The sequence below is a fragment of the Staphylococcus petrasii genome (assembly GCF_002902565.1).
Taxonomy (GTDB): domain Bacteria; phylum Bacillota; class Bacilli; order Staphylococcales; family Staphylococcaceae; genus Staphylococcus; species Staphylococcus petrasii.
Map to the genome: position 1 here is coordinate 1 of NZ_PPRC01000013.1, position 14,217 is coordinate 14,217.

The following is a 14,217-nucleotide window of genomic DNA, read 5'->3' on the forward strand; positions in this document are numbered from 1 at the left end:
ATAGTAACGTGCCTCCTAAGATGAAAATAATCATCTTTATCTATTATTTATATTAAGTATAATAAATATACTCCATAAACAACAAACGTGCAAGATAATTGTTTTAATCCAAAGAAAAAAGGCTAAGACATTTATTTGTCCCAGCCTCAAATGAATTTCTAAATATTTAATTATCCGAAGTACACATCTTGATAATCTTCATTTTTTTCTAATACGTCTTTCGCAAATGGGCAAGATGCGATGATTTTTAAATTGTTTTCACGCGCATGTTGAACCACCGCATCTACTAATTTAGTGCCTAAACCTTGGCCGCCTAACTCATCAGACACGCCAGTGTGGTCAATGTCGATTTCATTATTATCAACTTGTTTGTAAGTAATTACTGCTTGAGGATTGTTTTCATCGTCACCAACGTAAAACTTGTTATTACCTTGTTTAATTTCTTCAGCCATGTTACGTCACTCCTTTAATAAAGTCATAGTAATATGTATCACTTTTCCAGAAAAACAAAACATTCGATAAATAAATTTTAGAATATAAAGATTATACAAATTGTTATAAACAGAGATATTGCTTTTTTTAAACAGAACCGATATAGTTGAGAACGAAATTATTACGTTTTGGAGGGGTTTAGTTGTTTTTGAAAAGGGCGTCCGTACTGATCCTCATTATGAGCTTAAGTATCGCTTTATCAGCTTGTAGCACGACACACAGTACGCATACAAAAGAGAAAGTTACAACCAAAAATAAAATCAACATCTATACGACTGTATTCGCATTCAAAAGCTTTACGCAACAAATTGGCGGTAAATACGTCAACGTGGATACGATTTATCCTCCAGGCGCGGACACGCATACGTATGAACCAAGTCAACGCGACATGATTAATATCGCTAAAAGTGATTTATTTATCTATTCAAGTGATGATTTAGATCCAGTTGCAGCAAAGATTACGAAATCAATGAACAATGATGACATGAAATTAGCGGTGGCAGATGGGCTTAGTCATAAAGACTTATTAACAGAAGACGATGACCATGATGAACATGAACATCACCATGCTGAAGCGGGGCATGATCCTCACGTATGGTTAGATCCAGTATTAGATAAAAAATTTGCTAAGAAGATTAAAGATGATTTAGTGAAACGAGATCCATCACATAAAGCGTATTATGAACATAATTTTCAAAAGTTAAACCAAGATTTAACACAGTTGGATAAAGAATTAACACAAATAACGACGCATCCTAAACGTGATAAAGTAGTGATTTCTCATGATTCATTAGGCTATTTAGCACATCGCTATCACTTTGAACAAGAAGGCGTTAGTGGCATGAATAACGAAGAGCCAAGTCAGAAAGATATTCTTGCGATGATTAAACAAATTGATCAAACACATCAACCTTACATCTTATATGAGCAAAATATTACGTCTAAAATCACAGATGTCATTCGCGATGAAACTAAAGCCAAACCAGTAAGTTTCAACAACTTATCCGTCTTAACAAAAGAACAAGCCAACGACGACACATTAACCTTCCAATCCATCATGAAGAAAAACATCAAAGCCCTAGACAAAGCATTGAATGAATAACTCATTATTAAATAACCCCCTTATCCCAGGTTATGGAATAAGGGGGTTATCTTATAATATTAAGACCATCTAATATAACTTACTGTTGTATTATAGTATTCCTCAAAGCCATGAATACCATCGGCACCACCTAAACCAGATTCTCTCCAGCCAGCATGATAACCATTGATAACTTCTTCCGCTTCACAATTCGCATACACTTCACCGAATTTAAGGCGTTCTGTCGCTTCCATCACTTCTTTTAAATTCTCAGAGAAGATATATGAAGATAAACCAGCATTTGTATCGTTCGCCGCGTCAATCACTTCGTCAAAGTCATTATAAGTTGTCACCGCAAGCACAGGACCAAAGATTTCTTCTTTAAACGCACTATCGCTAGTTTTCACATTATCGATAATCGTAGGTTCATAGAAGAAACCAGCACGGTCCATTTTATGGCCACCTAACACAAGGTTAGCACCATTCTTAACCGCTTCTTGTACTTTCTCATCAATGCTATCTAATTGTTTCTGATTAATAATCGCACCGTAATCTGTATTGTCATCAAATGGATCGCCCACTTGAAGTTGACTCATGCGTTCTTTAGCTTTAGTGATAAAGTCATCATGCACATCTTCATGCACGAAGATACGTTCAGGGCATGTGCATACTTGGCCCGCATTATTAATACGCGCTGTCACGATATATTCCACTGCTTTATCTAAGTCAGCATACGGTGTCACTAAGACTGGCGCATTACCGCCTAACTCAAGATTAACTTTCTTCACAGTATCCGCAGCATTTTTATAAACGGCTTTACCAGCAGCCATACTACCTGTTAATGACACTAATTGAATATCCTTATGCGTCGCAAGTTGCGTACCTACAGTGTCACCAGTACCAGGTACGATTTGAATTAAACCAGCTGGGATTGTTGATGCACGGAATAATTCCGCTAATTTCAATGTTAATAATGTTGTTTCCTCACTTGGTTTAATGACTACAGAACAACCAGTCACCACTGCCGGAATGACTTTACGCATTAATACCATGATTGGCGCATTCCATGGCACAATGCCGGCTGTAACCCCAATTGGTTTCTTCGTTAATTGAATATTTTCATTCGCCACACTGTTTTGTAGCACTTCGCCTTTATTGCTCATACTTAAGCTCGCCATATAGTCGATATATTGCACCGCTTTATCAATTTCTCCCTCAGCTTGCGCAAGCGTCTTACCTTGCTCCTCGACATATAACTTCGCTAACTCATCCTTATTTTGTTCCAATAAAGGAATCAATAATTTTACATGTTCCGCACGAGTTGGCGCAGGCACACGTTCCCATTCACGTTGCGCATGTTTCGATTTCTCAATCGCCTCATTTACTTCTTCTTCCGTCGCAAACGTAATTGTATCAATTTTTTCGCCCGTTGCAGGATTAATTACATCCATCGTCTCATTTGACTTACTCTCTACAAATTCATTATTAATAAATAGTTGATTGGTCATTTAAGACACCTCCAACCATAGTATTCCCCGAAATTCTTTTTTTATTCTTTTTTGAAAAGTCAGAGAAACATACGAGCTATCTGAAACTTCATTTTCAAGAACAAAAAACGCCACAAAAAAGCAAGAATAGAAAGTGAGAAACGGCACATAATTATGCACCAATAATGGACAAAAACATTCAAATTGACGATGAACAACAGAAAGTGTATAATTTATCTCCAAATCGAAATGAAATTCTAGAATGTGAGGTGAGGAAATGGACCGCACAAATGCTTCATTAAAAGCATTTATAGGACTACATAGGGCATTGGATGCGTTAGAGAAAGTAGTTAAACAAGATGTTCAAAATTACGGACTAAACGTCACAGAATTTGCCGTCTTGGAATTACTTTACAATAAAGGCCCACAACCAATTCAACGCATCAGAGATAGAGTACTTATCGCTAGTAGTAGTATTTCTTATGTGGTGAGTCAACTTGAAGTGAAAGGTTGGATTACGCGTGATAAAGACCCTAATGATCAACGTGTTTATCATGCAACTTTGACTGACAAAGGACAACAATTCATGGCGAAAATCTTCCCTCAACATGCTACAACACTGACACATGCTTTCTCAGAATTAACAGAAGAGGAACTGATTACGCTTCAACACGCATGTAGGAAATTAAGTAATCAAATAGCAGAAGTTTAGACATAACATAAAAGGTTCTCATTGGTACGCAAATTGTACCCGTGAGAACCTTTCGTATTATTGATGTCTTGAAGATGTAAATTGAATAAAGCCTCGATACATAATTGGGATGAGGAGTATGAAACCGAACAAGCCCATGATTGGGAAGACTTTTCCGATTAAAGAAATGAAACCGATAAACGTACATATAAACGTAACGATGGCCATTGCGATAATCAGCACGAAATAGCCTTTGGAAAAGGGCTCCGTAAAACGAGAAGCGAAGGCATACATTAACCCAACGACCGTATTATAAATTACCAAAATCATAATAATCGACATTATTGTTCCTAATAATGGAGAAATTTGACGTGCCAATAATAGGGTAGGGAGCGCGACGGATTGAATGTGCTCAAACTCAGTGATTAAGCCTAAATTAATCATCAATAGTAAGAACGTAATGATGATGCCACCTAATAAACCGCCCCAAAGCGCCGATTGACGATGTTTCAAACGACCACCCATGACACTTAAGAAACTAAACGCAGCCGCAATTTGGAGACTGGCATAATTTAAACCATCAAACCACCAACCAAGCGATAACCCGTGACGATGTTCAGCGTAATCATTGGCAGCAGTGAAGTTTAAATGTCCCGTCATAAAGTAATAAATTGCGATAATTGTCACTACAATAACTAAGAAAGGCGTCACTCCACCTAACACAGCGATTAAACGGTCGAAATTTAAAAATAACGTCACTAGAATAAGAAGCACTAACAGTAGGGAACTTATCCAGAAAGGTAAGCCGAAGCTTTCATGTATAGTCGATGCACCACCAGCCGTCATAATAATCGCCAATGAAAATAAAAATATAGTAAGAATAATATCAAATAAACGTGCCATCCAAGAAGGTAAATAAAACCGTATCGACTCAGAATGGTTATGCGACTTTATGCGATAACCTGTTTGTAAAACAAAAATCCCGCCTAACGTCACGACGATACCCGTAATAAGGATTCCTGGAATACTATAGCTACCATTACTTGTGAAAAATTGAAAAACCTCTTGTCCTGTCGCGAAACCAGCACCTACAACAACACCAACAAACGCAAACGCGACCATAATCGTCTCTTTAAAATACTGCACTTTCTAAAAAATCCTTTCAAACTTTAAAAATATTAATAAAAAACAATTATATATTTTAACGAAATTTCACAGAAAAATAAATACTAAAGTTTACATGAAACGTACACTGTCTTCACAGAAAAGTCATGTAAAAAAGTGAAATACAATAGTAATGCAGTCTTAAAGAAAGTTTGATAGTATAACACAGTATTAAGTAAAAACTAGGAAATGAATTTTTTAATCGAGGAAGGTGTAGGTATGTCTTTAGATTTACCTGTCATGCTCATCATTGTGCTATTTTTAGCGCTAGGTATCTTTAGCCAATGGTTAGCGACACGTATCAAATGGCCTTCAATCGTCGTCATGTCGATTGTAGGATTATTAGTAGGGCCAATACTAGGACTAGCAAATCCTCAACACACGTTGGGATCGGATGTATTTAGTCCTATTGTTTCATTAGCCGTAGCAATTATTTTATTTGAAGGAAGTAGTAACTTAGATTTCCGTGAATTAAAAGGAATTTCTAAAGCAATTATTCGTATTATTACGATAGGCGCTGCAATTTCATGGATTTTAGGTGCAATTGCCTTAAACAGAATTTTAGATTTCCCATTATCTGTATCAGTCGTAATGGGTGGACTATTCTTAATTACCGGACCAACAGTGATTCAGCCACTGCTCAAACAAGCGAAAGTGCGCAAGAGCGTGGATTCCATCCTACGTTGGGAAAGTATTATTTTAGACCCGATTGGTCCAATTTTAGCTTTAACCGCATTCTATATTTACCAAATCATTGAACAAGGTTTCGGTTTACAAGTTATTTTTCTATTTATCTTGAAAATTGTCATCACAGCCGCAATCGGATTTGGCGCATCATTCATATTCAATTGGTTTATCCAACGCGATATGATTCCACAAAACTTAATGCCATCTATTCAACTCGTCTTCATCTTGTTGGTATTTAGTATATGTGACCAAATCTTACAAGAATCAGGCTTATTAGCCGTAACCATCTTTGGTTTAATGATGGCACGTTACAAACGTCATGACTTAATTTTCAAAGAGTCAGATCATTTCGTTGAAAATGCTTCATCCATATTAGTTTCAACCGTGTTTATTCTGATTACATCATCATTAACATCAACGGTATTAATGGATGTCTTATCATGGCAATTACTTGTCTTTGCGATAGTGATGATTATTATCGTGCGTCCAGTTTCAGTACTACTATCAACGATTGGTACTGAAATCACGAAAAAAGAACGCTTACTTGTGGGAATGATGGCACCACGAGGCATCGTCGTTCTAACAGTAGCTCAATTCTTTGGCGGCTTATTTATGAATGACCATGTCAAAATGGCAAGTTATATTACACCAGTAACATTCGGTTTAGTATTTATTACCGTAGTGATTTACGGCTTTAGTTTCACACCAATCAGTAAATTACTCGGTTTAGCAAGTACAGAACCACCAGGTGTCATTATTGTAGGTGAGAGTGAATTCTCTTTCCATTTAGGTAGCAAACTTCGTGAACATGACATTCCAGTAATGGTCTTTAACTTATTTGAGAACACATCAACGAAAGCAGAAGAATACGGCTTTGAAATATTCAAAGGCAACTTACTTTCAAGTAGTGACCGTATCTATGCAGATCTAATTCGTTACAATAAATGTTTACTCATGACGAAATCATTTATCTTCAATAGTTTAGCCTTTAACGAATTAGTACCAGAGTTCGGTTTGAATAATGTCAGCATGATGCCTGTATCATTTACCGACGAACAGGCTAGAAATAATCTCAATGGTCCATTACGTAACCATATTTTATTTGATGAAAATCATAGCCCAAGATGGTTCGACAATACCATTGTGAATAAAAATATTGTGGAAGTACATGCAGAAGAATATGACAACATTACAGATAACGACATGATTATTTATCATATTGATGATAATAAAGTAGTTTCGTTTAATAAGAGTAGTAAGCCACTACCTCAATATGACCACGGTACCTACGGCATATTGAGAGACGTGTATTAAGAAAAATAGGCTCTAAGATAGATTGACACTCACTTAAGTTGCTACGCGTTCCTGGGATGCCGTCTCAGCCTGTAGTCTTCGACTGGCACTGCTCCCCTAGGAGTCTTCGCAACTACGTTTCGTTATCTATCTTAGAACACCTTATACAAGTACACTCGTAGCTCATTTTAGAATTTCTTACATATTTATTAATATCAAAAAGTATACTTTGTAAAGTATTCATAAATATGTATTATGTATTGAACTATATATTTAATTAATATTGATAATATAAAACTAAACCAAACAAATAAGACTGGCGAAGATATTATTCTTTGCCAGTCTTTTTCGCTATCGATAATAATGATATTTAAAGTTATTTATTTAGTCGGTAAAGTATATACTAATAAAATTGAATAGATGTACTTATATGTGTAAGTAATACTAAATATAAATAACGAATGGCGTTGTGTGACGCCCGAGGGAACAGTACAAGTTGAAGACCTTAGAAATCCCCACAGATTTATCTGTGAGGAATTTCTGGCTGAAACTGTACCCTGGGCAAGCATCACAACAGAATGAGTGAAAGTTTATTTGGATATTACTTCAAATATCTATCGTGCATTAATAATTTTAGAATGCGGATTTGTTCTAACATTTCTTTACCTTCGTTAGTATCCTTAATCTTCTTACGTTGTAATTCTTCATCCACTACACGACGCACTGATAATTCATCTGCACCATCTGAAAGTACTTTATCTCTCGCATCAAAATGTTGATGTGCCACCAATTGCATACCAAATGAATTATAAAGCAACGTATATCCCGCAATACCTGTCGTCTTCTGATACGCTTTAGAGAAACCACCATCAATAACAATCATCTTGCCATCAGCTTTGATAGGATCCTCACCATCAATCTCTTTAACAGGCGTATGTCCATTAATAATACGTCCCTCATCTGGATTTAAGCCAAAGTCTTTCAACATCTTACGAATCATATCTACATCTTCACGTAAATAATAATATGGGTTTTTAGGCTCTTTGTGAGACGCTTTATCTTCAATAAAGTAACGTTCGAATGTTGTCATCGCTCTTTTTCCGAAAAGTGAACTATATTTACCTGTCCATAAATACCATACTAAATCAGTTGAAAGGTCATCCGTCATGTCTTTGTTGTCATACGCTAAACGTACATGTTTTTCAAAGACATCAAGTAAGTCACGACCTTTATGTAATTCGCCTTCAATTTCAAACGATTCCATTTCTCCATTTTCATCGACAGGAATACATCCATGAATAAGAAGGTTGCCATTGTAAGGTAGGTAAAGTTTACCTTTTTGCATTAAGAATGCCATATGGCGTTTTAATTTCTCAGATTGTTGGAAAGAAAGTAACAATTTATTGATGACTTCTTCTTCTTCAGGTAATAATTTGCCTGGGTCTTTTGGATCAACTGTACTAAAGCACGTGTCTTTTAAAGGATATGTTTTGCCGTAAATTGTAATTTCGTTCGTATCATAGTTGACCTTTTCAAGAACTAAACGATCGTCCATTTCAAAGCTTGGACGGCGTTTAATAATAGGCATTTCCAATTTGAATTGAATCATCGCGATGGCTTGATGAATCTTAGTGATTTGGTCCTCTTCAAGTTTAGATAAGCCAGCAGGATTGTCGGGACGTTTCTTCGGTTTGAAGGCAGGGTTGTCGCCGTTATAATGTTCTTCAGCTAGTGTGAGTAGAGGTCGTAAATTAATACCATAAGCGTCTTCAATAATATCTAAATTGTCGTAGCGCGCACAGATACGTAGGAGGTTAGCGAGACACACTTTAGAGCCCGCATAGGCACCAATCCATAATACGTCGTGGTTACCCCATTGAATATCGACAGAATGATAATCGATTAAAGTGTCCATAATTTTATCTGGTTGTGGGCCACGATCGTAGATATCACCAACAACGTGAAGGTGGTTTACGACAAGGCGTTGTACTGTGTAAGACAATCCAATGATTAAATCGTCTGATTGTTCAAGCTCAATAATTTGATTAACGAGTGTTTCGTAGTAAGATTTCTTATTATTAAATTCGTTACTTTTATAAAGGAGTTCTTCCACGATATATGTAAATTCTTCAGGTAAGGCTTTACGTAACTTAGAACGTGTATATTTTGAAGAACAGTAAGTAATAAGTTCGATTAAACGTTCGATTGTCGTGATATACCAAATGTTTAATTTACCTTTAGAATCGAAGTTGTTTTTCACAAGTTTTAATTTTTCTTCTGGATAGTAAACGAGGGCAGCTAGGTCATCAATTTCTCTTTGAGATAATTTATCTGTGAAGATGTCATTGATTTTAGCGCGCACGTTACCTGAACCATTGCGTAGCACGTGTTGGAATGATTCATATTCACCATGTAAGTCGCTCACAAAGTGTTCTGTGCCTTTAGGTAATTCTAGAATAGACTCTAAATTGATGATTTCTGTAGCAAGTTTTTCTGGACTATCGTATTGTTGAGACAATAAATCTAAGTATTTCTTTCTTAATTCACTTTCAGTCGTTTGCGTCATTTATTTTTTCACTCCTGTGTGGGATTGTCGTTTGTTTTTTAAAAGGATAACAAATATAAAACCGCTTACATAAATTATCTTTAAAAAGCTTCACTTTTTCAATGGTGATGCTTAAATTGTCGAAATTAAAATACGAAAAACCCCTCCATGCTAGATGAAGGGGTAAAAAACTTAACGCGTACGTTTTCTGTTTTTAATGAAGATAACATATAGTAAGTACAAGATGGCTAAGAAGATAATGACATACATGATGTAAGAATAAGTGTGTAATCCAGCCATTAATGCGTCAAAGCTGTCACTTAGTAAACGGCCTAATAAAATAAGCGCAAAGTTCCAAATCGTTGTACCTAATAATGATAAGACTGTAAATGTAACTACATTCATTTTATTGATACCGGCAGGAATGGTAATCAATACACGTAAAACTGGGATGAAGCGGCATAATAACACAGCCCAAGCACCATAGCGTTTAAACCAATCGTTGGCGCGCTTGACGTCTTTACCTTTCAACTTGAACCATTTCCCGTGCTTATCAACAAAGCGATAAATGCTTTCTTCTCTGATTAAACGACAAATATAATACAAAATTAATAAGCCAATTAATGAGGCTATCGTTGAAATAAGGAATAGAAGCGGGATAGATAAGCCAGATTTAACTGACATTAATCCAGCAAACGTTAAAATAATTTCAGAAGGGACAACAGGCAACACATTCTCTAACAAGATAAGAATAAATATGGCTGCGTAGCCCCATTTACTTATAAAGTCGGTAATTAATTGTTCCATTTATAATAAAGAACTCCTTTGATTTTAAGCATTAAACTATAATAAAAAATTCATAGTAAATTCATTATAATAAAATTTACTATGAATTGCTTGTATAAACCTAAAAGGTCATTATTTTAGAGCTTTTAAGTAGCGATGATACAGTTGATTTGCTTCTTCATCATCTTCGATACCATAGACATTCATGCGTCCATCTCTAAACAAGGTAATTTCATAATCTTTATCTTGAATGAGTTTCGCAAATGAAGTCGATTTCACCATATCACCTGGGAAATGTTCCGCATGTTCGAAGACAGCGGGTTGGTATCTAAAGAGATACGTTTTACCACACAGACTTTCAATGTGTTGTTGTTGCTTCGTTTCTAATAATTCGTAATGTTGTTGTTCACAAACCTCACAGGCGCTGTCTTTCAAGATATCGACATTCATGGCTTTGAAGTTAATGTCGAACGCTTCAATCGTAAGTAATTTTTTGGAAAAGCCTTTTCCAGATAAATAACGAATGGCTTCGGATACTTCATAACTTGCCACTTGGGTAATGACAGGAGGTAAGACGCCATTAATGGCACAACTTTCGCCAGTAGAAGGCATACGTTTTAATAAACATTTTAAGCAAGGGCCCTCATAGTCGATGCCATAGACAGAACCTTTACTACCAACTGCAGCGCCATACACCCATGGAATATGGTGTTTATGACATACTTCATTAATAAGGTAGCGAATTTTAAAATGGTCCATACCGTCAATGACAATGTCAGGATCCACATTATTCAGAATATCCTCTATATTAGTAGAATCAATTTCTTGATAAAATGCTTGAACCTCAACATTGGAATTAATATGCGCCAATTTTTCTTTAACGGCGTGTACTTTAGGCACCATGTTTGAGGCGTCATCTTCTGTGTACAATGCTTGGCGATGTAGATTGGATTCTTCCACAATATCCATATCAACAATGGCCAAGTGATGGGCACCCATGCGGGCTAATAGCTCTGCCACATGGCTGCCTAATGCACCGGCACCAAGTATTAAAATCTTTGCATTCGATAGGGCGTGTTGCCCATTTTTACCAAAAGCATGAAAACGCATTTGACGATTGTAGCGTTGCATTATAAGAATCCTAATCCTTCAGTTGGGCTTGATGCTTGTGCAGTATATTTCACTGGAATTCGGCCAGCTTCATAAGATAAACGACCAGCTTCAATACCTAATTTCATCGCTTCTGCCATCTTAACAGGGTCTTTCGCACCTGAAACTGCTGTGTTTAATAAGATTCCGTCAGCACCTAATTCCATTGCGTGACAAGCATCTTTAGCTGAGCCAATACCAGCATCCACGATAACTGGAACGTTAGCATTTTTAATGATATAGCTAAGGTTTAATTGGTTGTTAATACCGCGGCCTGTACCGATTGGAGAAGCAAGTGGCATAACGGCATGTACACCTAATTCTTCTAAACGTTTTGCTAAAACTACGTCATTAGAAATGTAAGGACATACGATATAGCCTCTCTCTAACAACACTTTACAAGCTTCGTATGTTTCAAAAGGATCAGGTAATAATGTTTCGTCATCACCGATAACTTCTACTTTAATCATGTCACATACGCCGGCATGTTTCGCGATTTCTGCGATACGAATAGCTTCTTCAGCTGTTTTAGCACCAGCAGTATTTGGGAATGTGATGAAATCTTTTAAATTAATATTCGCAAGTGGGTTAGGTAAGTTTTTATCATATAAGTTCATACGTCTTACTGCGAATGTAAGCACATTTGTTTCTGACGCTTTAATCGCTTGCGTTTGGATGTCCTCATTTTCAAATTTACCAGTACCTAATAATAAACGAGATTGTAATTCTAATGATCCGATTTTAAACATTTTATCCGCCTCCAACAAATTCTAATAATTCTAATTGATCATCTTCACGTACAGTGTGATTATCATATTCTTCTTGTTTAATTAATGTTTTATTATGCTCGACAATGACACGTTCAGGGTCTAATTCAAGTGAGTGAAGCACTTGAGTAATCGACTGTTCTGCGTCGAATGTGAACGCATCACCATTAATGATACACTTCATTATTTGACCTCCTTGAAACATTAAATGACTCGTAATTGCGTGGTTTAACGCCAGTGAATAGCCAGTTTGCGATATCTCGGCCTATGACAGGTGAAAGTAAAATACCGTTACGGTAATGACCAGAAATGACGTATAAACCATCGTCTATGCGGTCCATGATAGGCAATTCGCCATCCGTATAAGGACGCACGCCAGACCATTGTTTAATAACCTTACCTTGGGCTAATTCGGGAATACGTTCATTCGCATATTGATGCAACCATGAAACGCCTTGGTCGGTATTGCCGACAGAGTAATTGTCGAACTCACTTGTTGCACCGATAAGGAAACGATTTGGCTGTTTCGGCACGATATAGCAACCATTCGTCATAAAGACCGTTTCTTTTAAATCTAAGTCGTCATGTTCAACTAACAATACTTCACCTTTAACACCAACTACCTCGCGTGGAAGTTGGTAGTGTTCTAATAATTTAGAACTCCAAGCACCGCAAGCCACAATCACTTTCTTAGCATGTAATTGACCATTTGATGTAGATACCTCGTAATAGCCGTTTTGGTGTTCAATACTGAGCACTTCAGTTTGGTAATAACGATGTATATTGCGTTGTTGTAGTGATTTAAAGAGTGCTTTCGTATAATGATTGGCATTGATTTGCCCATCATTTGGAATATAGATGGCCATTTCACTTGATGTAACATGACCATGTGTTAAATCAATTAAATCCTCATCAGATAATTCCACTACACTTGGGTCCATGGAACTTAAGAATTCGTATTGTTGTCTTAAACTTTCAATATCCTTAGGGCGATTTGCCACTTTAATTAATCCCGATGATTGATATTGAATATCGATTCCTGTTTCATTTTCCAATGCTTCGCACAGTTCTGGGAAAAGTGAGCGCGATTCGAGCGCGAGTCTAAATAAATCCGTATCTTCAGTAAATTCATTTTGTGCACCTAGCATACCGCCTGCTTTATAAGAAGCATGTTTACCAGGAACATCTCTGTCGACAATAGCGACATCCATTTGTGATTGACTTAAATGTCGTGCAATAGACATACCAATCACACCTGAGCCAATAATAAGAACATCATGCATCTTTCAACCACTCCTTTCGTAACTGTTCGATTTGTTGTAAAGATGCGTTCATAAAGAAAGAAATTGCACATATACCAGCAAACCCTTTAGGTAATTGGTGAATCGTTTCTTTCGTGATGCCACCAATAGCATAAATAGGTATTGGCAAACGCAAAACGTCATTGACCTCGTCTTGTGAACGTGGTTGTTGATTGGGTTTAGACGGCGTTTTGAAAATGTGGCCATAAAACACATAATCAAGACCATGTTCATAAGCTTGTTCCACAGATTGCTTGGAATGGGTCGACATACTGACTTCGACATTTGGATGTAGTTGTTTATAGTCGAAAGCAGCTGTATCCATCTCACGACAATGTAAGCGCGAAAGACTTAATGATTCCAGTAACTCTGTGTCACTGTGAATGATTACTTTCTCTTTTGGAAAGCCGGCATCTAAAAGTCGAGTGATGAAGTGAAATAACGCTTCACGTGACATAGGGGTACGAAAGAGTAGCCCGTCTATGCCTTTAGCTATAGCTAAGAAATGCTTTGAATCTTCGTCTGTTAAATCTTTGTAAGTCGTTATTGCAATAAATATATGCCTCACCCCTTGAACAATAAAAAAACGCTATCACCCTCGTAGGGAAATAGCGTTTAGCTCAACTTTATGATATCCTTTGCGCCACTTTCCTACGCCAGTACAAACTGGATCAGGTTCCAGGAATTATAAAGTCCGTTCTTTACTCTCAGCCTTAAACAAAGGCACTTCCAGTGGATGATGAATCATTATTCATTTATAAAATATTTAATAGC

Annotated in this window: 13 protein-coding genes and 1 riboswitch; of the genes, 3 read left to right on the forward strand and 10 right to left on the reverse strand. The window is 36.7% G+C overall.

Annotated features, from left to right (window positions below):
- Nucleotides 1–170: 170 nt before the first annotated feature.
- A complete protein-coding gene (locus CD127_RS02915) occupies nucleotides 171–452 on the reverse strand; it encodes a GNAT family N-acetyltransferase (RefSeq protein ID WP_103298039.1) in 282 nt (93 codons plus the stop codon).
- 218 nt (nucleotides 453–670) lie between these two features.
- Here CD127_RS02915 and CD127_RS02920 point away from each other — a divergent pair, with 218 nt between their 5' ends.
- Entirely contained in the window at nucleotides 671–1,594 is a 924-nt protein-coding gene (locus tag CD127_RS02920; RefSeq protein WP_380493176.1) for a metal ABC transporter solute-binding protein, Zn/Mn family, read from the forward strand.
- A gap of 59 nt (nucleotides 1,595–1,653) precedes the next feature.
- On the opposite strand, the gene aldA is transcribed toward CD127_RS02920, so the two are convergent.
- Nucleotides 1,654–3,081 (reverse strand): aldehyde dehydrogenase, encoded by a 1,428-nt coding sequence (gene aldA, locus CD127_RS02925; RefSeq protein ID WP_103365705.1) that lies wholly within the window; start codon nucleotides 3,079–3,081, stop codon nucleotides 1,654–1,656.
- Nucleotides 3,082–3,337: 256 nt separating this feature from the next.
- Between aldA and CD127_RS02930 the strand changes: the two genes are divergently transcribed.
- Nucleotides 3,338–3,772: a MarR family winged helix-turn-helix transcriptional regulator gene (locus tag CD127_RS02930; protein ID WP_103365706.1), complete on the forward strand. Its 435-nt coding sequence runs from the start codon at nucleotides 3,338–3,340 to the stop codon at nucleotides 3,770–3,772.
- Between the two features lie 57 nt (nucleotides 3,773–3,829).
- On the opposite strand, the gene CD127_RS02935 is transcribed toward CD127_RS02930, so the two are convergent.
- Nucleotides 3,830–4,873, reverse strand: coding sequence for a YkvI family membrane protein (locus tag CD127_RS02935; RefSeq protein WP_221270283.1), 1,044 nt, complete (start codon nucleotides 4,871–4,873; stop codon nucleotides 3,830–3,832).
- A 261-nt stretch (nucleotides 4,874–5,134) separates the two neighbouring features.
- Here CD127_RS02935 and CD127_RS02940 point away from each other — a divergent pair, with 261 nt between their 5' ends.
- Nucleotides 5,135–6,916, forward strand: coding sequence for a cation:proton antiporter (locus CD127_RS02940; protein ID WP_103365708.1), 1,782 nt, complete (start codon nucleotides 5,135–5,137; stop codon nucleotides 6,914–6,916).
- 580 nt (nucleotides 6,917–7,496) lie between these two features.
- Here CD127_RS02940 and CD127_RS02945 read toward each other — a convergent pair.
- The 7 genes from CD127_RS02945 to CD127_RS02975 all read right to left on the reverse strand — a co-directional run bounded on the left by CD127_RS02945 (nucleotide 7,497) and on the right by CD127_RS02975 (nucleotide 14,011).
- Entirely contained in the window at nucleotides 7,497–9,461 is a 1,965-nt protein-coding gene (locus CD127_RS02945; protein ID WP_103365709.1) for a fructose-1,6-bisphosphatase, read from the reverse strand.
- A 171-nt stretch (nucleotides 9,462–9,632) separates the two neighbouring features.
- Nucleotides 9,633–10,247 (reverse strand): undecaprenyl phosphate transporter UptA, encoded by a 615-nt coding sequence (gene uptA, locus CD127_RS02950; protein WP_103297370.1) that lies wholly within the window; start codon nucleotides 10,245–10,247, stop codon nucleotides 9,633–9,635.
- A gap of 111 nt (nucleotides 10,248–10,358) precedes the next feature.
- On the reverse strand, nucleotides 10,359–11,357 hold the full coding sequence (locus tag CD127_RS02955) for a ThiF family adenylyltransferase (RefSeq protein WP_103365710.1): 999 nt from the start codon (nucleotides 11,355–11,357) through the stop codon (nucleotides 10,359–10,361).
- A complete protein-coding gene (locus CD127_RS02960; protein WP_103297372.1) occupies nucleotides 11,357–12,124 on the reverse strand; it encodes a thiazole synthase in 768 nt (255 codons plus the stop codon). Before CD127_RS02960 ends, CD127_RS02955 begins: the two co-directional genes overlap by 1 nt.
- Nucleotide 12,125: 1 nt before the next feature.
- Nucleotides 12,126–12,326, reverse strand: coding sequence for a sulfur carrier protein ThiS (gene thiS / locus CD127_RS02965; protein ID WP_103297373.1), 201 nt, complete (start codon nucleotides 12,324–12,326; stop codon nucleotides 12,126–12,128).
- Nucleotides 12,310–13,425, reverse strand: coding sequence for a glycine oxidase ThiO (thiO, locus tag CD127_RS02970; RefSeq protein ID WP_103365711.1), 1,116 nt, complete (start codon nucleotides 13,423–13,425; stop codon nucleotides 12,310–12,312). The genes thiS and thiO overlap by 17 nt, the downstream gene beginning before the upstream one ends.
- Nucleotides 13,418–14,011 carry a thiamine phosphate synthase gene (locus CD127_RS02975; protein WP_103365712.1) on the reverse strand — a complete coding sequence of 198 codons (594 nt, stop codon included), beginning with the start codon at nucleotides 14,009–14,011 and terminating at the stop codon, nucleotides 13,418–13,420. Before CD127_RS02975 ends, thiO begins: the two co-directional genes overlap by 8 nt.
- 63 nt (nucleotides 14,012–14,074) lie before the next feature.
- Nucleotides 14,075–14,184, reverse strand: a riboswitch (TPP riboswitch).
- Nucleotides 14,185–14,217: the final 33 nt, after the last annotated feature.